This is a genomic window from Streptomyces sp. NPDC040545 (assembly GCF_055595065.1).
The window spans coordinates 178,353-195,521 of sequence record NZ_JBVIWA010000007.1 but is presented as its reverse complement, the minus strand read 5'-3'; the positions used below and the strand labels follow the sequence as shown (position 1 = coordinate 195,521).

Annotated in this window: 19 protein-coding genes; 10 read left to right on the top strand and 9 right to left on the bottom strand. The window is 67.2% G+C overall.

Annotated elements, in window-relative coordinates; all coding sequences use genetic code 11:
• Positions 1 to 24 precede the first annotated feature (24 nt).
• On the bottom strand, positions 25 to 1,149 hold the full coding sequence (locus ACZ573_RS16780; protein WP_471304453.1) for a hypothetical protein: 1,125 nt from the start codon (positions 1,147 to 1,149) through the stop codon (positions 25 to 27).
• Between the two features lie 123 nt (positions 1,150 to 1,272).
• Positions 1,273 to 2,403, bottom strand: a complete 1,131-nt coding sequence (locus tag ACZ573_RS16775) for a site-specific DNA-methyltransferase (protein ID WP_471304450.1) — start codon at positions 2,401 to 2,403, stop codon at positions 1,273 to 1,275.
• A 30-nt stretch (positions 2,404 to 2,433) separates the two neighbouring features.
• Here ACZ573_RS16775 and ACZ573_RS16770 point away from each other — a divergent pair, with 30 nt between their 5' ends.
• Positions 2,434 to 2,760, top strand: coding sequence for a helix-turn-helix domain-containing protein (locus ACZ573_RS16770; RefSeq protein ID WP_471304447.1), 327 nt, complete (start codon positions 2,434 to 2,436; stop codon positions 2,758 to 2,760).
• 303 nt (positions 2,761 to 3,063) lie between these two features.
• Here ACZ573_RS16770 and ACZ573_RS16765 read toward each other — a convergent pair whose 3' ends face one another.
• From ACZ573_RS16765 to ACZ573_RS16755, 3 genes are read right to left on the bottom strand one after another with little or no spacing between them, the layout of a single operon-like run.
• Positions 3,064 to 3,855, bottom strand: coding sequence for a WbqC family protein (locus tag ACZ573_RS16765; protein WP_471304445.1), 792 nt, complete (start codon positions 3,853 to 3,855; stop codon positions 3,064 to 3,066).
• A complete protein-coding gene (locus ACZ573_RS16760; RefSeq protein ID WP_471304442.1) occupies positions 3,800 to 4,465 on the bottom strand; it encodes a YdcF family protein in 666 nt (221 codons plus the stop codon). The genes ACZ573_RS16765 and ACZ573_RS16760 overlap by 56 nt, the downstream gene beginning before the upstream one ends.
• Positions 4,466 to 4,481: 16 nt before the next feature.
• Positions 4,482 to 5,585, bottom strand: a complete 1,104-nt coding sequence (locus ACZ573_RS16755) for a helix-turn-helix domain-containing protein (RefSeq protein WP_471304440.1) — start codon at positions 5,583 to 5,585, stop codon at positions 4,482 to 4,484.
• 155 nt (positions 5,586 to 5,740) lie between these two features.
• On the opposite strand from ACZ573_RS16755, the gene ACZ573_RS16750 reads away from it, so the two are divergent.
• The 6 genes from ACZ573_RS16750 to ACZ573_RS16725 all read left to right on the top strand — a co-directional run bounded on the left by ACZ573_RS16750 (position 5,741) and on the right by ACZ573_RS16725 (position 10,256).
• Positions 5,741 to 6,184, top strand: a complete 444-nt coding sequence (locus tag ACZ573_RS16750) for a hypothetical protein (RefSeq protein WP_471304437.1) — start codon at positions 5,741 to 5,743, stop codon at positions 6,182 to 6,184.
• 7 nt (positions 6,185 to 6,191) lie between these two features.
• Positions 6,192 to 6,611 (top strand): ATP-binding protein, encoded by a 420-nt coding sequence (locus tag ACZ573_RS16745; protein ID WP_400686082.1) that lies wholly within the window; start codon positions 6,192 to 6,194, stop codon positions 6,609 to 6,611.
• Positions 6,605 to 7,066, top strand: coding sequence for a DUF5949 family protein (locus ACZ573_RS16740; protein WP_471304435.1), 462 nt, complete (start codon positions 6,605 to 6,607; stop codon positions 7,064 to 7,066). Before ACZ573_RS16745 ends, ACZ573_RS16740 begins: the two co-directional genes overlap by 7 nt.
• Positions 7,067 to 7,170: 104 nt before the next feature.
• On the top strand, positions 7,171 to 8,292 hold the full coding sequence (locus tag ACZ573_RS16735) for an adenosylhomocysteinase (RefSeq protein ID WP_471304433.1): 1,122 nt from the start codon (positions 7,171 to 7,173) through the stop codon (positions 8,290 to 8,292).
• A gap of 5 nt (positions 8,293 to 8,297) precedes the next feature.
• Positions 8,298 to 8,840 (top strand): NUDIX hydrolase, encoded by a 543-nt coding sequence (locus ACZ573_RS16730; RefSeq protein WP_471304430.1) that lies wholly within the window; start codon positions 8,298 to 8,300, stop codon positions 8,838 to 8,840.
• A 186-nt stretch (positions 8,841 to 9,026) separates the two neighbouring features.
• Positions 9,027 to 10,256: a PIN domain-containing protein gene (locus ACZ573_RS16725; protein ID WP_399511915.1), complete on the top strand. Its 1,230-nt coding sequence runs from the start codon at positions 9,027 to 9,029 to the stop codon at positions 10,254 to 10,256.
• 86 nt (positions 10,257 to 10,342) lie between these two features.
• Here the strand turns inward: ACZ573_RS16725 and ACZ573_RS16720 are convergent, their stop codons facing one another.
• The 4 genes from ACZ573_RS16720 to ACZ573_RS16705 are packed head-to-tail and all read right to left on the bottom strand — an operon-like array spanning position 10,343 to position 16,218.
• Positions 10,343 to 10,825: a hypothetical protein gene (locus ACZ573_RS16720; protein WP_471304428.1), complete on the bottom strand. Its 483-nt coding sequence runs from the start codon at positions 10,823 to 10,825 to the stop codon at positions 10,343 to 10,345.
• A 1-nt stretch (position 10,826) separates the two neighbouring features.
• Positions 10,827 to 13,031 (bottom strand): integrase, encoded by a 2,205-nt coding sequence (locus tag ACZ573_RS16715; RefSeq protein WP_471304426.1) that lies wholly within the window; start codon positions 13,029 to 13,031, stop codon positions 10,827 to 10,829.
• A complete protein-coding gene (locus ACZ573_RS16710) occupies positions 13,028 to 14,773 on the bottom strand; it encodes a hypothetical protein (RefSeq protein WP_471304424.1) in 1,746 nt (581 codons plus the stop codon). The genes ACZ573_RS16715 and ACZ573_RS16710 overlap by 4 nt, the downstream gene beginning before the upstream one ends.
• Positions 14,767 to 16,218, bottom strand: coding sequence for a site-specific integrase (locus ACZ573_RS16705; RefSeq protein WP_471304422.1), 1,452 nt, complete (start codon positions 16,216 to 16,218; stop codon positions 14,767 to 14,769). The genes ACZ573_RS16710 and ACZ573_RS16705 overlap by 7 nt, the downstream gene beginning before the upstream one ends.
• Before the next feature lie 98 nt (positions 16,219 to 16,316).
• Between ACZ573_RS16705 and ACZ573_RS16700 the strand changes: the two genes are divergently transcribed.
• Genes ACZ573_RS16700 through ACZ573_RS16690 form a run of 3 tightly spaced genes read left to right on the top strand, consistent with a single transcriptional unit; the run spans position 16,317 to position 17,159 of the window.
• On the top strand, positions 16,317 to 16,451 hold the full coding sequence (locus ACZ573_RS16700) for a DUF4244 domain-containing protein (RefSeq protein WP_471304660.1): 135 nt from the start codon (positions 16,317 to 16,319) through the stop codon (positions 16,449 to 16,451).
• Positions 16,438 to 16,824 (top strand): TadE family type IV pilus minor pilin, encoded by a 387-nt coding sequence (locus ACZ573_RS16695; protein ID WP_471304419.1) that lies wholly within the window; start codon positions 16,438 to 16,440, stop codon positions 16,822 to 16,824. Before ACZ573_RS16700 ends, ACZ573_RS16695 begins: the two co-directional genes overlap by 14 nt.
• Positions 16,821 to 17,159: an Rv3654c family TadE-like protein gene (locus ACZ573_RS16690; RefSeq protein ID WP_471304417.1), complete on the top strand. Its 339-nt coding sequence runs from the start codon at positions 16,821 to 16,823 to the stop codon at positions 17,157 to 17,159. The genes ACZ573_RS16695 and ACZ573_RS16690 overlap by 4 nt, the downstream gene beginning before the upstream one ends.
• The last annotated feature ends 10 nt before the right edge of the window (positions 17,160 to 17,169 follow it).

Below are 17,169 nucleotides of genomic sequence, written 5' to 3'. Positions count from 1 at the left end.
ATGCGGTGCGGACAGTGAGAGGTGTTACTCGTAGCGGTTGGCGGCCACGTCGGAGGCCAACCGCAGGGCATCGATGATGTGGGCCTTGTCCTCGCCGACCTGGTCGCGGACGGCGTCGACGAGCTGGTCTTCGATGATGTCCATGTCCAGGTCGGCGACGCGGGAGTAACTGTCGGCCTGCTGGATGCAGTTGGGGTAGAGCGGAATGGGAAAGCCGGCCACCGCGTCGGCCTGTAGGTAGCCGAAGATCGCCTGAGCTTCCCTGTCCTGGCGGGACATGAGGTCCACGGTCCAGATGGGGTCGCCGGAGTACGGTCCGAAGCGCACGAAATACATCGAGCCGATGTTGAATTTCGGCTTCTCACCTGGGGTGTCATCCCTGACGTCGCGGGTGTACTCGTCCCACAGGTATGCCTTCTCCAGCATCTCGGCGGGGACCTTGGCAAAACAGGCGGAGCCGTTGTCGAAGACGCCGGACAGTGAGATTGCCAGCCGGTAGTACTCCAGTACTTGGGTCTTCTTTGCCAGTCCCACTAGCCATACCTTGCGTCGGTCCTGGCGCCAGATACGCTCGATGGCCTCGTAGATCTGCTCGCCCATCTTCACGAACAGCTCGCCCTGGAAGATCTTGCTGCGCAGCAGCCCGTCGCGGACGATCAAGGTGTCCACTGCGTAGTCGCGGTGACAGATCAGGTCATACAGCGTCGCCCACTCACACAGGTCCCGGAAGACCTGCACCCAGCTGGGCGACTTGCCGGACATCATGGGCGACAGGGCCTGGAGTCTCTCGACACCCAGCCCCTGCATCATCCTGCCCAGGGAGGTGCACGGACTGCCGTCTTCGTTGAACTGCCGACGACTCAGGCCGTCGATATCGGCGATCGGGGAGACCACCTCCATGCACAGCTCTTTGCCGTTGGAGTCTACGACGCGGACAACCTGAAGGTAGAAGGGGTTGAAGGCGACCTTGTTGTTGCCGCCGTCGGAGGACATCAGCGCGACCGATGTCGCCGACCGCGGTCTGATCACCTTGACCTCGGAGCGGATGGCGTGTGCCTGCTCGACCAGCTTGTCCAACTCGGCCCGACCCGATTCGACCTGATCGCCGATCAACTGCTTAAGCTGCTTGATCTGGTCCGCGTCGAACATGCATCTCCCCCACACCGCAAGTGCGTTGTCACAGGCAAGTGGTTCACTCGCTTGGTCTACACAGCATGCCACGGGGCACTGACGTTCCGTTATGAAGTTGTGGAAAGTAACCGGGTTACCCGATCAGTGAGGCAATCCGACCAGCTCGGCGATGAGATCGATCTCGTCGATGGCGGAGCCCGCCTTGCCGAACTGCTCGGCCTGCCGGGTGCGCTTGGGGGGCGTGCCGGCCTGTCGGACTTCCTTGACCACCCACCCGGCCTTCGCCTCCCTCACAGAGGCCAGCAGCATCTGCTCCGGGTCGGTGCGAGCCGAGGGCAGAGCGCCGAAGCGGATCGCAAGCCGGGCGCCCTGACGACAGCGGCTAGCGGTTGCGGCCCACACCTCGGCCAGGGCCTGGATGAAGGCCTCCTGGTTCGGCTGGCGGGCGATCTGGCCATGCGTTCCATAAAGGACCTCGGGGGGGCCTCCGAGGAACCACGAGCGCAGCCACTGGTCAGCCACATAGGTGCGCATGCCGTAGTACGGGGGCGAGGTGACAACCAGATCGAACTTCTGCCGCAGATTGCCGAGGGTCTCGACGGAGTCGCCAAGGTAAACCCGGCCGCCGTGGGCAAGCGGGGCCGCGTCCAGCAGTCGCTTGGCCCGCCGCTCGATGACCTCCAGAGCCGGAATGCGCACCGGCTCCATGTCGCGCTTCTTCCAGAACTTCACCGCGTATGCGGGCTTGGAGGCGTAAGTGCGCGGCATCTGGTTCGACAGATACGACGGGAGATTCTTGTTCCGCGGGCCGTGCAGTATGCCTAGCAGGACCGCCCGCAACATGGCCGCCGTCGGTGTGGTCATCCCCAGCAAGGCTTCACGCAGTGCCACCAACTCGTGGAGCGTCTCGCGCTCGAAGCACCACTGCCAGAACTCGCCCTCGGGTAGTTCTCCTTGCATGCTGCCGTCGAGGATCTGCCGGGCGAGTCGGACCACAGCGCCGGGGGTGACCTGGACGAGCTTGGCCTGGGCGATGGCAGCGGCCACTGGGTTGATGTCGATGCCCACCGACGGCAGCCCGGCCAGACGCGCGGCGTACAAGGTTGTTCCCCGCCCGCAGAACGGATCCAGCACCCGAGTGGCATCGGGGTGGGCGGCAAGCTGCTGGAGCGGGAAGTCCAACGGAAACATCGTGTAGTACGGGCAGACGGCATTCAGCCGGAGCACATCTTCGGGCCGACTGTGGGAAGGGGCCGCTGCGGTCGCCGTCATGGGTGTAACTATACAGGTATAGTTACACCCATGGCACGAAGGAGGCTCGATCCCGCAGCCCAACTCCGCGGACAGGAGCTGGCCTTCCGCCTGACGCAGGCCCGCCGCACCTCCGGACGCTCAGCCGAGGCCGTCGCCCGCAGCGCGGGGATCTCTGTCGACACCGTGCGCAGCATCGAAAAGGGCCGCACGTTCACGCCGGAATTCTTCACCGTCGCCGCTCTGGCCGTGGAGCTTGGGCTGTCGCTCGACGAGCTGTACGCCAGCATCCGTCCACCCGCTCAAAGTGATCTCCATGCGTCCGGCGACCCTAGCTCTGATACCTCCGGTCGGGCCGATCTACCCACTGGCTCCTGATGACTCCTACCGCTCAACGAGATCCTGCCAGCCCCGCTCTGCGCTCGTACTCGGTAGCACCGCCCCCAATGCGCTCCAGCTGACCGCCGCGCCCCAGCGGCGTTTCGCTCGTCCCCGCGTGCCTTACTTGCCCGTACGACGTCATCAACACCCGCCGATGGTCCCGTTACCCGTGTCGAGCGTCACCGGCGCACGGTGGCGCATCCCCGCTTCACGAAGATCTCGTCAGGGTCCGATGAAGCCGTACGCGGCTGAGTACATTCCTCTCCTCCTCGAGGGTGTGGGAGCTACAGATAAGAATGCTCAGGCGGTCGTCGCCAGCGCGGTTTGGGCCGCGGCGACGGCTTGCAGTCGCCCCGCCACGGCGGTGGGGCCGAGCGTCGCTAGGGCCCACATGACAGTGATCCGGTGTCCGGAAGCCCAAACCCCGGCAGGCGGAGTCAGGAACGGGGTGATGGCGATCCCCTGAGTCATGAACGGGGCCACGTCCAGATACTTCATGCCGCCGGTTCCGCACAGGTATGAGCGTGCGCCGACGGCGGTGGTGAGGTCGGCGAGCCGCTGGGACCGGCCCGGCCTGGCGGGAAGGTCGCTGCTGCGGAGGATCTGGCCCTTCCAGCCGAGGAGGTCGAGGAGGGCTCGGGTGGAGGTCTCGGCGATGGCCGCGGTCCGGCTGCTGCCGAAGGCGGCCGCCATCGGTTCCAGCGCCTGGGTGAGGGTGGGCCAGTGCAGGCTGGCGCCGTAGTACTGCTGAAGCATGGCCGTGGTTCGGCGCAGGGCAAGGTCGGGGTCAACTATCAGGGCATCACGGATGAGTGTCTGTCGGCCCTGGGGCAGATAAGTCGGGATCGACATCCACCGTGATGCCTGTGGGTCTCCGAGGGCCGCGAGGCGGGCGCGGTGCTGGTAGTCGCGGCGGGTGAACTGGACGTCGTCGAGGACGATCCAGGTATCCGCCGCGAACAGTTTGGCCAGTGTCGTCAGCCGAGGGAACAGATTGGGCTGGTGGATGGCACACAGCCTCCCCGGAACTGGGACGTCAGGAGATGAGGCGGCTGGTGAAGCCGTCGCGGATGAGGGATTCGTACGCGTCATGCACGTCCTCCGGGACATCCTGGGGGATGGCGAACCCGTTCTTCGGATATTCGATCACCCGCTGGAGGTCACCGACGAGCATGTCGAGGACGAGCTTCTCGTCGCCGATGCTCTTGAGGTAGTCGTCCAGCTCGAGCGGCTCCGAGGCACAGATGATCTCGACCTCGGGCCACAGCTTGCGGGCGGTGGCGAAGGACCGTCGCTCCATATACGGCTTGGAGACCAACAGGACGGTCTTCGGGGTGATGCCGTTCGTGGCCAGGAGTTCTCGGCTGAGCGTGATGTTCTGGCCGGTGTTGGCGGCGTTCGGCTCGACGAGGATCGCTTCGTCGGGGACGCCGAGTTCGAGGGCATGCTCGCGGAAGTGGACGGCCTCGCCGCGAGGGAAGACCTTGGCGGTGGTGGGGCTGTTGCCGCCGGTGAACACGAGGACCGGGAACAGGCCGGCGCGATAGAGGTCGGCAGTGGCCGCGGCGACTCCGAGGTCGTGGCTGCCCAGTCCGATCGCGACGTCCACCGGGGCCAGGTCGTGGCCCATCTGGTGGTAGTCCCAGATCAGCTTGGCCTTGTGCCACTGGCCCTCGGTGATCGTCTGCTGGATGTCCGTCACGCGATCTTCTCCCTGGTCACCGTCGTCGGGGGCCGGAGCCCCCCTCGCTCATGGCCCTGATGCCCTCGATGCTGGTCAGCTGGTGGCTGAGGCCGAACTGCCCGGCCAGCTTTGCTGCTTTGTCGAGGACGTGAAGGCCATCATCGCGGGTGGCGGGATCGGACAGCAGGATGTGGCCGTGGGCGGTTTCCAGGCGGACCCGCTGCATCGGCGCGTCTGTCGCGGCCGTGCTGCGGGCGATTCCGATGAAGTGCAGGGCGTTGGTCAGGTCGCCGGCCCCGCGGTGGGCGAGGGCGAGTTTCTGGTGGGCAACCGACCAGTCCTCGGGCTCGGCGAGGTCCTCGAACTCCCGGGTCGCGGCGAGCATGACGCGGGAGGCATAGCTGTGGTTGCCGTCCTTGCTTAAGGCCGTCCCCACCCACAGCCGGGCCCTGGCCCGGTCCCGGCGGGAGAGCCGGTCGTCAACGGCCAGTGACTCGTACTGCTGGGCGGCGATCTCCAGGCGTCCTGACATCTCCGCGACGACCGCGAGGGACAGATCGAGCTGGGCGACCCGGCGGGGGATGTCCAGCTGCCCGAACAGGGACTTCGCCGAGGCGTAGGAGTGCTGGGCCGACAGTGGACCGATAACCGCCCCCCGGTCGCGCTGGAGATCGCCCAGCAGGGCGGTTGAGCGGGCGAAGAGGTACAGGCCCTTGTCATCGAGGGTGGTCGGCTTGAACCGTCCGAGCCAGCGGCGGATCAGGCTGTCGGCGAAGGTGAAGTCCTGCCGGGAGAGAGCGACCACGGCCCGGTCGAGGTCTTCGGTCCACGATTCGTACTCCCAGGTCAGCGGCCCGCTGGCCGTCACCCTGCGGGCACTGGCGGCAGGGGTGGTCCGGCCGGCTTCGGACAGGAACGTCTCGAAGCGGAGGTGGGTGGCGGCATCCGCGCGGGCCAGGGCGGTATCCAAGATCGCCTGGGTGTCCTGGCGGGGCTCGGTCGCGGCCAGGAGCTTCTCCCACTTGGAGATCGTCCTGATGCCGAGGCCGAGCTGGCCGGCGAATGCTCGGACGCTCAGCCGCAGCGCGAGACGCAGGGCCTTGGCCTCCAGGCCGGTCCAGTGGTGCACGGTCGCCACACGTCGCTCCCTTCCTGCCGTCATCGAAGCACGGCCTGCACGAGCGGGGGGACACAAGTGCAACGGAAGTACAACAGGCGGTCATTTCAGCAGCGTTGGAGCAGGTCCAGGCTGAGTGCTGACACCAGCCGACGGACCTTTGGACGGACATCAGCATGGAACCCCTCACCGAGCATCGCGGCGTCAGCGGTCCGGTCGTCTACGGCTACCTGCGGCTGGTCCGGGTCTCCCCGGCCCGCCAGATGGCCCTGAACGAGGCTCTGGCCGAGTACTGCCGCCAGCACGAGCTGACGCTCTCGGGGGTGTTCACCGAACGGGACACCGGCAGCGGGCCGTCAGCGGCATTCACCGGCCTGATCGACGTCCTGGAACTGCCCGACACCTACGGCGTCGTCCTGCCCGCCCCCTCCCACCTGGGCCCCAAGGACATAGCCGCCACGAGGCAGGCCCAGATCACCGCGTCCGGAGCCCGGCTGCTGCTGGTCCGAGGCCCCGGCAGGCGCCGCCCGGCAGGCCACGGAGCCACCGGACCGGGCCCGGCGCCGGTCCACCGCCGCTTCGGCCCTGCCCCCACCCCAACCCTAGACACCGAGAGGTGAGGACCCGATGCCTGATGCAAAGAGGTTCTTCGACCCGCGGCCCGAGTCGGTCGGCCTCGCCCGAGCCTTCGCCGTCACGACCCTGACCTCCTGGGGCCTGCACAGCCCTGCCGAGGACATCCGGCTCTGTGTCTCCGAGCTGGCCTCGAACGCCCTGATCCACGGAACCGATACCGAGCACGGCTTCCTGGTGAGACTCGACGCCGACGAGGACTACGTACGGGTGGAAGTGCACGACAGCCGCCCCCGTCACCGCCTGGAACCGGAGATCGCGCACACGGAGGGGAACGACACCACCGGCCGGGGCCTGGAGATCGTGGCCTCACTCGCCGACGGCTGGGGCGTCGAGGACCGCAGGCCCAGCGGCAAGATCGTCTGGACGAGGTTCAAGACCGGCCAGCCAACCGGGCAGGGACAGGCATGCTGACCCGCACCGGCCCGGACACCGGGCTCTTGTCCTCCCTCGGCGCCTGGACCTGGCCGGGCAAGGCCGCGGACGGGCGTCAGGTCGCCCACATACTCCTCGCCCACCGCCTCGGCCGGACCAGCCACGACACCCTCGGAGCGATTGAGACCCGGATGCGGCACCTCGCAGAGATTCTCGGCGGCCTCGCACGCGCCCAGGAGTCCGTCCCTGACATCCAGGGCACCCTCGTGACAATCGGCCCCCGAGCTCTCCTGAAGTTCCCCGGTGCCCGCTGGGGCCTGCGACTGCCCACACACCCGCAGTGGACTCGCTTGGCCCAGGACAGCGGCCGGGCCGCGCTGATCATCGGCCTGGACCCGCTCACCCAGTCCGCCGACGCTGTCCGCCTCGACGCCTACCTCGACGCGGCCCTGGCTGCCGACCGGCTGCTGTTCGGCTTCGCCCACACGGCCTAACGCCACATATGCCCCTGGAAGGCATCTATGCGGCCTTGTATTACGCCCCCGAATGTTCCTGCGCCCCATGCACGGCCCCCATCTCGCCACGAGAGGTCACTGCCATGGAAATCTTCGAACGCGCACGGCTGGACGCATACTTCTCCAAGGTCGCGGCCCAGTTCACCCCGGACGAGCGGCCCGCATCGTTCCTGGTCACGCACCTGCTGCCCGAGCGGCCCTCCTTCGTCCGCGCGGTCGCCCAGATGACCACGCTGAAGGCAGTGCTGCCCAAGCCCAAGTCCATCAGCGCTGCTGCCCAGCGCGAGGTCGAGCGCACAGTCCCGGTCGATGCCCTGACCCGCGGCCTGTTCACCGACCCCGACTCCGCCCTGGACTACCTCGAGTCCCGGGCCGCCGGCGAAACCCTCGCCCTGCTGGACGTCGGCGGATACTTCGCCCCCACCCTCGAGGCAGTGGACAGCCGCTTCACAGGCAGGATCGCCGGGGTGATCGAGGACACCGAGAACGGCCACCGCCGCTACGAGGACCTCAACAAACTGCCCTGCCCCGTCGTCTCGGTGGCCCGGTCGCCGCTGAAGGACCCTGAGGACTTCCTCGTCGGCCAATCCGTCGTCTTCTCCACCGAGGCCGTCATCCGCGGATGCGGTGACATCCTCCATGGCCGGCCCGCCCTCGTTCTCGGCTTCGGCAAACTCGGCTCCTCCATCGCCCGGCTCCTGCACGCCAAAGGCGTCCAGGTCACGGTCTTTGATATCGACCCCGTCCGCCGTACGCAGGCTCTCTCCCAGGGCTTCACCGTCGCCCGTAGCCGTGAAGCCGCCCTGACTGGCGCCGGCCTGGTCCTTTGCGCGACCGGCGCGATCTCCCTGCGGGGCGAGGACTTCGCCCACCTCCGCAACGGCGCCTACATCGCCACTGTCACCAGCAGCGAGGACGAGCTGGACCTGAACGGACTGCCGGACGTCTACACCCGCACCACCGTCGGCGACCACGTCACCCGCTACCAGACCACCGGCCATTACTTCTATCTGGCGAACGGTGGCAATGCCGTCAACTTCATCCACGGCGCCAGCGTTGGGCCGTTCATCTTCCTGATCCAGGCTGAGATCCTCGCCGCGATCAGGATGCTCACCCGCGGAGACCTCGCCCCCGGCATCCACGAGGTCCCCGCGGCCGACCGCGCCGCCATCGCGGCGACCTGGCTCAACTACTTCAACAGGTGATCACCATGACCATCACAGCCGACCACATCCGCACCACCCTCGCCGCTTACCTCGACCAGTACCCCGAGAACAAGCGCGAACATGAGGTCATCCTCGGTCTCCTCGACGACGGCGACGACCTCACCAGCCGCAAGACCTCGCCCGGACACGTGACCGCCGGCGCGATCCTCGTCCGCCCCGACGGCCGGATCCTGCACATTCTTCACAACGCCACTGGCAAGTGGCTGCTGCCCGGTGGCCACCTCGAGCCGATCGACAACACCCTCCTCCAGGCCGCTGGCCGTGAACTCACCGAGGAGACCGGCATCCCGGCACACGTGGTCACCCCACACGGCGAGACCCCCCTCCACGTCGACGTCCACCCCATCGACGCCAACCCCGCCAAGGACGAGCCTGCCCACCAGCACTTCGACTTCCGGTTCCTGTTCCGCACCACCGCCGACATCGGTGATCTCCAGACCGAAGAGGTCTCCGACGCCACCTGGCGCGAGCTCGACACCATCGCGGATCCGCAACTGCGACACCGCATCGCCGACGCCCTTCGCTGATCACCACCTCCGGCATCACAGCCCCGGAACCGTCCCTGGCCGTCCTCGCGACAGGTCACACGGCCGGGGCTGTCATTTCTGCACCCTCTTGGCCAGCCTGGTCCGGGGCAGGGGTAGAAGCGGCCCGCACTCGACCACTCAGCCTGCGATCGTTGACCGAGAGGACCGAAGAGAGGGAAGTCTTACGTGATCATTCTGGATACTTGCATCCTCTATAGCTGCGGCCTGGAGACCAGCAGCGCTGAGCTCCTGCGAACCATCCGAGAGTCGAGGACCGAGTCCGTCTCGGTCCCCTGGGTCGTCATGGAAGAGCTCGTCGCGCAGAAGGCAGTCAAGTACAACAGCGCCCACGAAGCGGTCACGAAGGCGATCGAGCAGTTGAGTCAGGCCACGCCGTGGACGACGGATCTCCTGTTCCTGGACAGCGAGCCCGAACGGGTGAGAGAGCACTGGCGCAAGAAGTACGGCGAGCTGGTCGAGGTCATCCCCACCGGAGAGACAGCCCTGCGCGAGGCTGCCTTCCGTGAGGCCAACGGCTTGGCTCCGGCCAAGATCGTGGCCAACGGGAGCCGCTCGGTGAAGACGGGATACCGGGACGTGGCCGTCTGGATGTCCGCGATCGACTATGCCGAGGCACATCCTGAAGAGACGGTCTACTTCGTCAGCTCGAACACCAAAGACTTCGGGGACGGCGTCACCCATGCGTTCCCGATGCGCCAAGACCTTCGTGATTTGGGCGGGAGATTCGTCCACCTCACCTCGCTTGACGAGGTCCTGACCCGGTTCACCGAGCCGGCAGAGATCGACCTGGACTCCGTCCAGAACCTTCTGACGGGCAAGGACGTCTCCCCAGAAGTCGGACAGCACGTCACTACCCGAGACGGCAACCCGGGCCCCGATGCCCCCTGGTTCGACACGACCGCCTTCCGCGGTGGGCCAGGACGAGGGCCGTTCCCATTCGGGGCGGACTCCTGGCTGGCGTCACCAGTCGCGGCTTTTGAGTCGGTCTCGGACGCGAAGGCTTACAAGATCGACAACCATGTCTGGTGCACCGCAAGCGTTCGATGGCGCCTGAGCGGTCTGGCACTGGAATCATCCAGTGGCACCAGGGATTCCTTCCGGTTCGCATCATGCTGGTGGGACACCCGGGTACTGCTGAGCGTTGGCGATGACCCACGCCTCGTCGTACTCCGCGGAGATCGCCCACGGCGCCTGACCGATGAAGATGTCGAGTCATACGACGACTGGGCAGTCGCAGCAGTAGGCGTGCTCAAGAACGCGATGGATGAGCGGGCCGTGACTCGAGACTTCCCCATTGCTGACTCCGTCTCGCTCTCATTTCCGGATGAGGACGCCAACTACCTAATGGAGCGGCTGCCGTCGTATTTCTATGGAGGGCATGACCACAACGACTGACAGCAGGCCGAGCCTGCGGGCCTGGGGCCTGCGCTCCGTTGCGAAGGTCGGGTCCTGCTGGACGTGTTCTGTTCAAGTCCAGGCCCCTATCCGGGCGTCCGGCTTCGGGAAGCCGGGAGGGACCGGACGTTGCCGGCGTCCGCGACCTGGGCTCGAAGCCGTTCGATCTCGGCATGCTGGGCGGCGATCCGGGAGACGGCCAGCTTCTTGAACTCGGTCAGTTCGGCCAGGGCCTCGTCCCGCTTGGCGACCCGGTCCTGGAGATCGGTGACCTGGGCCTTGAGGCGTTCGATCTGTGTTGCCCGAGGGTCGGTGATCTGCCCGGCCTGCTGCAGGGACCGCAGCCGACGCTCGAACTCTTCACCGAGGTGCTGGTAGGGGCCGGAGCGTACGGTTCCGTCACGGTTCTTCTTGGGGTAGAACGCGGTGCGGCTGACTCCGGCCTGGTTGGCGAGGGTCTTGATGTCGCACTTCCCGCCGGGTGGCAGGTCTCCGGTCAGCAGCCGGTCCATTGCGGCACGGATGGATGCCTCGTTGCGGTTGCGGGTGTCTTCGGTGATGCGGGGCATCTCATTGCTCTCCGAGTCTGGTGTTGGCCGCGATGATCTCGTTCACGATCTGCTGGGCCCGCTCGAGTTCGGGCCGCAGCCGTGCCTTCTCCGCCTTCGGGAACCGGGGGTTGTCCAGGAAGACGGTGTTGCTGGCTGCAGTGTTCTGCCACACGGGCAGGTGGCACGGATGGTGGGTGGCCTGCGGGCATCGGGCCGAGTCGCACAACCCGGCCAGGGGCTTGGTCGCGTTCGGCGTCCCGGCGAGTTTGAGGCACAGGGCCCTGGAGGGGTCCTGGAACCAGCAGTAGTTCGCCGCCTGCACGTGCAGGCTCTTGGCCCGTTGCTTGAGCAGCATCTCGAGACGACGGTCGTTGTCGAGAACGGCCACGGGCCCCGGTTGATGTTCCTGGAGGACATCGTCGATGTGCTCGAACGCCTTGATCAGATCCCGTGCCCCCGGGCCCGCCGGCACGTTCCCGTTCCGGTAGTCGCGGTATGCGGCTTCCGTCAGCTCGAGGTGATGCTGTTCTTGCGCTCGCTCGACTTCCGCGAGGAGGGATCCCTGGGAGCCGCCGGGCTTGTGGGCGTACCCCTCTGTGGTGACCACCGACACGTGCTTGAGGTGGATCTTGGCAGCGAGGAGACCGCCGGGACGGTGGGCCAAGGTCAGGGCAAGGGTGCGTCGGAGCATCCGCCCGTTGACAGGACCCGCGGGGATCGGGGCCAGACCCAGCCGCTGGCCCTCGGGACTGTTGACCCAGTCGCGGAGGCGTCCGTGGAGGAAGTCGGTGGGGGACATGGGGAAGACCTGCCCGTCGGCGGCGGCCTGATTTAGGCGGGAGGCCAGCTGCACGGCGCGGTAGGCCGGCTCGAGGACCACCCACTCTGCCGGGACACCGCCCAGATCATGGCCCTTGATCAGCCGGGACTTGAGCCGGAACCGCTGGGTGTCTCCGGAGACGGTGACCGGGTCCTGCGGAGAGAGTGGTGTGAGCTCGTCGAGTTCGCTGGCCCGCATCCCGCTGATCGAGGCGACGAGGACGCGGCAGGCGGCCAAGACTAGGAAGGCCAGGTCCCGCAGCTGCTGCCCGGTCAACGGCATGGTCCACGGCACGGGCGTCTCATCGCCGTACCGGGGGATGCAGGGCGCATCCCGTGCGAAGCCGCCCGCAATCCCGACCTTCGTGACGGCGTCCTCGAGCATCGGACGAACAGATTCGACCAGCCGGTAGGGGAAGGCGGAGTAGTTCGTCCGCTCGTTGATCAGCCGACTCACATGGACGCGGACCAGCGGATCCTCCGGATCCGCCCCTTCGCCGATGCGTTTGGCCAGCAGGCGGCCATCCAGCTCCGGCAACGGCTGCCCCCGGCGTACGTAGGAGGCGACGATCTGGGAGAACGTCGCACCGGTCGTGCGCGAGATGCTCCGCATGGTGGACGAGGACCGGGTCTCAACCTCGTTGAGGAGCCGTTCGAACTCGGCGGCGACCAGGGGGCCAAGAGTCTCGGTGAGGTAGAGAGCGGCAGCGACGGTCGGCTGGAAAACCTCCTCGGGCACGGCCGGCACGGAGTTCTCCTGCTTGTTCTTCCAGCCCGCCACGTCCGTGAGAGCGAGCCCAGGCCACGGCACGAACCCCGAACGGTACGAGGTCTTGCTGAACAGCTCTTGGTAGTAGCCCAGGTTCCGAACGGGCTGCAGGATGGTGAGCATCGTGCCAGCGCTGATCGGCCCCATTCCACGGGTTGGATGCGTGCGCTTCAGGCGCATCACACGGTAGACGTCGCAGTGTTCCTGCATCACCGCGGTGAGATCAGCCAGGCCCTGGGCGGTCAGGAAGTTCAGCCACCGAACCAACTGCACGCAGATGTTGAAGCAGCTGGTCGGCTTGTAGGCGGTCCGGGCGGCGTCCGGGAGGGCCAGGACGAGCTCGTGATCGGGGACGGCCAGGGCGAAGATGTACTCCTTCGCCGTGAGCCGGAACGCTGGGTCGATGATCGTGCGGAAATCCAGCCGTCTGGTGTTGGACCTGGCGCTCTTGGGCATGTCCCGCACCCCGGTCAGGTCCCAGAAATCCTCATCGAAGTTCGGTCTGGGCCCGCCGGGCACGACCTCCCAGCCCGCTGCACGGCAAATGTCCAGTCCGGCGAACGGTGAGGCCGCGGACCACTGCGCCGGTATAGGCCCGGCGGGCATTTCCACGACAGCACCGCGTGAGGCGGTCACAGGCTCATCTCCTCGGGCCGCAGCGGGAGCTCGGCATCGATGTCGTGGACTTCGGTGGATGCTGCTTGCAGTACCTGGGGCTGGAACCGGGGCAGGATCTCGTGGTCGAGCCGGTCCGCGTACGGGGCGAAGACAGCGAGGAACTGGTCAACGGTCATCTGCCGGGACTGCCGGGCGAAGTACGCCTTCAGCCGCAGCAGATTCGGCGCATGCCGGGGGAGGAACACCGACAGCGGACACAGCAGGCACACCCAGGGCCGTGCGGGGCACGGCTTGCCCTTCGGCCCGTGCAAGCCGGCGAGCTGGTTCGAGCATGCGGCGGTGAAGACGTCCATCTCGCCGCCGAGCAACTCGGCCATGGCGCCTTCGTCCAGACCCAGCCGGGCCAACTCCTGGGGCACCGCGGCCGCGAACTGCGCCGCCTCTTCCTCATCAAGCACGACCGGAGGACGTGAACGCCGAAGAATGTCGCCCTGAGCGTCCTCGATGATCGCCTCTACCGACTCGGCCTGCGCCGGCGTGGTGGTAGAGACGTAGTGGCTGCCCTCCACGGCCGTTGAGTGGTTGGGGTCAATCCTGGTGCGTCCGGTCCAGCCCCGACGGGCAAGCATGTTGTGATAAGTCGTACGGATCCGCCCGGCGTGGAGTATGAGCCGGTCACCGTCGTCCGTTCGCAGGTCGAGTTCCGCCGCGACTTCCTTGCGGGCCTTCTTGCCGCTCGCGTGCGAGCTGATGGACGAGAGCACACCAAGCCTGCTGCCAGGCTGGCCTGGAAGGGACTCACTGTTCAGGCTGATCCACACGTGCTCAGTGCACTCCGGTGGAGCGAACTTCCTCAGTGGCTCCACCAATTCCAGCCACGCGTCCAGCAGTCGGATGGCTCGGGAGGGAAGGCTGACGCCTTCCGGGCCGCGACGGTTCTTCACGTAGTCCATCAGAAGCGTGCGGTCGCCGGCCCAGGTGAAGTCCTCCAGGCCAAGGCCCCGGACACCGTCCGGTACCACCCCGCTGTAGACGCCGAACAGGGTTCGTACCGTGTACGCCGCACGGACCGACGGGAACAGCGCCGAGCGCACGGCGATGTACTGGGCACCCACTCCGTCTCGGAAGGCATCGCCTGTCACGCCCAGCACGGCCGCCGCATCCTTGACCTTCAGCGGCCCCTGGTCCAGAAGAAGAACGGCGAAGTTCTGGCGGTTCAGCCCGCCACTGGATGGATCCGGGCCGAGGCATGCCAGGGCCACGGCCTCTCGGTGACTGGCCAGCATCCCCTTGACCCGCGCCCGCAAGCGCGACTCGATCTGGCGCCACTCGTCATCGGTGTACGGGTCGAGCGGATTTCCACCAGCGGGCTGCTTGACCGGCCGCCCGGCCAGATGCTTCCGCAGAGCGGGCTCCACCCGCTCGCCACACCCCTGCAGCAGCTTGCGCGTCCGCTGGACGCGAGTGCCGGTGGCGGACATCCAGTACCGGAGCATGAGCGGCTTGGTCAGTTCCTCCACGCCGCCACGGAAGCCGGTGTCGTGGAGCTCGTCGACCATCCGCCGAATCGTGGAGGCGTACTGGACCGCGCCGATACGACGGCTGACGTCACCCAGCGGGTGGATCAGCTGGACCATGCCGAGAGCGAGGTCCTCCGTGAGCCTGGGGTTCGGCGTCTTGTCCAGCATGGCTGTCCACGCTGTGCGGTTGGGGAAGATGCACTCAACTCGCAACGGATCGTGCTCGATCCGGGTCACCATGCTGCGTCATCCCCTTCGTCATCGAACTCGGCGGCGGCCTCCGCGGCCGACTCCCCGTCGTGCTTGTTGGCCCCGCGGTAGAAGTCGCGGTAGACCCGGTGGACATCGAGACGCTGGAGGTAGATTTCCGTCGTGATCACGCTCGTGTGTCCGAGCAGGTCACGCAGCACCAGCATCGGGTCCTGCTTGGTCAGGTAGAGCGCGAGAGCTGCGTCCTCGTCCACGTCGGCGATTAGAGCTGCGGCCCGCGCATAGTGGCCCTTGACCAGCTTCTCCAGGGTGGCCATGGCGAAGGTGTGCCGCAGCAAGTGGGGGCCCACCGTCGGGAATCGAGGCTCGAAGTCGCGCCGGATGCGCACGGATGTGCGGCGGAAGGTCGTCGCCCAGTCAGTGAACGGGCTGCCGTTCGACTGAACCGCATTGATCGCTGGAGTCCCCTCTGGCGTCACCAGCTGTAACCGCTCCTTCGGAGCCAGCTTCCGCCACGACACCCGACGGCCATCGATCTTCGCTCCCTCCCAGTCCGGCGCCGAGATGACCAGGCGAGGTCCCAGCCGGGGGGCTGGGACGTACTCGCGCCCGAGCAGGACAGCAGCCCTGTCCAGCTCGATGTACTGCCAGAACTCCTCCAGGGCCTCGTAACTCACCCAGGTCTCACGGGCCTTCTTGCCCTTCGTGATCTGAGCGGCCAGCGGGAACCGGACCGGAACCGCACTGCGGCGCGCCGGAAGTCCCGGAAGCTCGTACGTCAGCAGGTGGGTGAACTCCTGAGCGCGTAGACCGCTCGAGATCACCAGCCGCCCCATAGCGGCGTTGCGCCCGAGGTGACGTCCCCGGAAGCCGTCAGGTTCGCCGTCCGGACCAAGACCACCCAAACCCTGCAGAAACAGCCGCCGGAAGTCGGCATCGAGGTACTTCACCTTGGAGTGGGCCTTCGCCCGCCGAAGGGTCGCGGTGTTCCGGCGCGTCTGCTGTACTCCGGCCTCCGTGTACCGCCTGACCACCGCATACGTGAACGGCTGTGCGGAGCAAAAGCCCTGGTCGACCGCCCAGGCGTAGAAGCGGGCCACCGTGTTCACGTTGAGGTCCCACGTGCCCTCATCCCACCGGGCAGTCAACGGGCCGGAGAACCGGTACTCAGAGAAGGCGCTCAGTGCCGACCGCAACTGATCGCGGTCGCTGAACGGATTGACGCCTCGCTCGGCAAGGAACTCCAGCCAACTGCGTAGGGCATGGGCGTACGTCTTCCACGTCAGACGCCCCGGAGCCCCGCTGACCGGAAGCTCCCGCAGCCACAGATTCGCGACCGCCGCCGGCCGCAAAAATCCGTCCTCCTCCAGAAGCAGATCGTCATCAATGAGTACAGGCATGCCATCCGGAATTAATGGCCGCCCATCAAGGCCCCATGAAGCCCAGTTATTTGAGCTGAAGAAGGTCAGATGCACACTTGAAGGCTACGTATCCGACACGCTTCCATGCAACGGTTTTCGAAGATTTGCAACGAATGGACTGACTGCCTATGCGACACGGCAACTAAGCAAGGATTTCGTCGGAATACGCGATGGGCACGATCGCGGCCTGCGCATTCGCGGCCGTCCTCTACAAGGTGGTGACGAGCGAAGTCGTCGCCACGGCCCTTCAGTCGACCATCGGAAAGGCGCTCGATGTGCCGTTCTGAGGGTGGGTCACGCAGGGCCCGGGGAAAGTCGGACCGGGGATATGTGACGGCGGAGGCCGCCCTGGTGATTCCGGCGCTGGTGCTGTTCGCGGCGCTGCTGGTGTGGTCCCTGATGGCGGCGGCCGCGCAGATCCGGTGTGTGGACGCGGCCCGGGCCGGCGCCCGGGCGGCGGCCAGGTCGGAGCCGGTGGAGGTGGCCGAGGCGGCGGCCCGGGCGGCCGCCCCGCCGGGGGCGCGGGTGGAGCTGGAGCGGGAGGGCGACCTCTGGCGGGTCCGGGTGGCGGCGAAGGCGCCCGGGCCGGGCGGGCTGCCGGTACGGCTCGGGGCGCAGGCGGTGGCCCTGGCCGAGGACAGCGTGGGGCCGCCGCCGTGAGCCGGGACCGGGGTTCGGCCACGGTCTGGGCGGCGCTGGTGGCGACCGTGCTGGGTGCGGTGTTCGGCGGGGTGCTGCTGCTCGGCCAGGCCGTCGTGGCCCGCCACCGGGCGGCGGCGGCCGCCGACCTGGCGGCGCTCGCCGCGGCGGCCACCTGGGCCCACGGGCCGGAGGCGGCGTGCGCGGCGGCCCTGCGGGTGGCTCAGGCTCAGGGCGGGGCGCTCGGCGGGTGCCTGCTCGGGGGTGAGGTGGCCGAGGTCACCGCCCGGGTCGCGGCGGGCCCCTTCACGGCGACGATCCAGGCCCGGGCAGGCCCGCCAGGGCCGTGGGGCTGAGGCCCCGGGG

Excerpts from the sequence above, each read along its gene's own strand:
- ACZ573_RS16780 (WP_471304453.1), bottom strand. The coding sequence starts at position 1,149 with ATGTTCGACGCGGACCAGATCAAGCAGCTTAAGCAGTTGATCGGCGAT.
- ACZ573_RS16775 (WP_471304450.1), bottom strand. The coding sequence starts at position 2,403 with ATGACGGCGACCGCAGCGGCCCCTTCCCACAGTCGGCCCGAAGATGTG.
- ACZ573_RS16770 (WP_471304447.1), top strand. The coding sequence starts at position 2,434 with ATGGCACGAAGGAGGCTCGATCCCGCAGCCCAACTCCGCGGACAGGAG.
- ACZ573_RS16765 (WP_471304445.1), bottom strand. The coding sequence starts at position 3,855 with ATGACGCGTACGAATCCCTCATCCGCGACGGCTTCACCAGCCGCCTCA.
- ACZ573_RS16750 (WP_471304437.1), top strand. The coding sequence starts at position 5,741 with ATGGAACCCCTCACCGAGCATCGCGGCGTCAGCGGTCCGGTCGTCTAC.
- ACZ573_RS16745 (WP_400686082.1), top strand. The coding sequence starts at position 6,192 with ATGCCTGATGCAAAGAGGTTCTTCGACCCGCGGCCCGAGTCGGTCGGC.
- ACZ573_RS16740 (WP_471304435.1), top strand. The coding sequence starts at position 6,605 with ATGCTGACCCGCACCGGCCCGGACACCGGGCTCTTGTCCTCCCTCGGC.
- ACZ573_RS16735 (WP_471304433.1), top strand. The coding sequence starts at position 7,171 with ATGGAAATCTTCGAACGCGCACGGCTGGACGCATACTTCTCCAAGGTC.
- ACZ573_RS16730 (WP_471304430.1), top strand. The coding sequence starts at position 8,298 with ATGACCATCACAGCCGACCACATCCGCACCACCCTCGCCGCTTACCTC.
- ACZ573_RS16720 (WP_471304428.1), bottom strand. The coding sequence starts at position 10,825 with ATGCCCCGCATCACCGAAGACACCCGCAACCGCAACGAGGCATCCATC.
- ACZ573_RS16710 (WP_471304424.1), bottom strand. The coding sequence starts at position 14,773 with ATGGTGACCCGGATCGAGCACGATCCGTTGCGAGTTGAGTGCATCTTC.
- ACZ573_RS16695 (WP_471304419.1), top strand. The coding sequence starts at position 16,438 with ATGTGCCGTTCTGAGGGTGGGTCACGCAGGGCCCGGGGAAAGTCGGAC.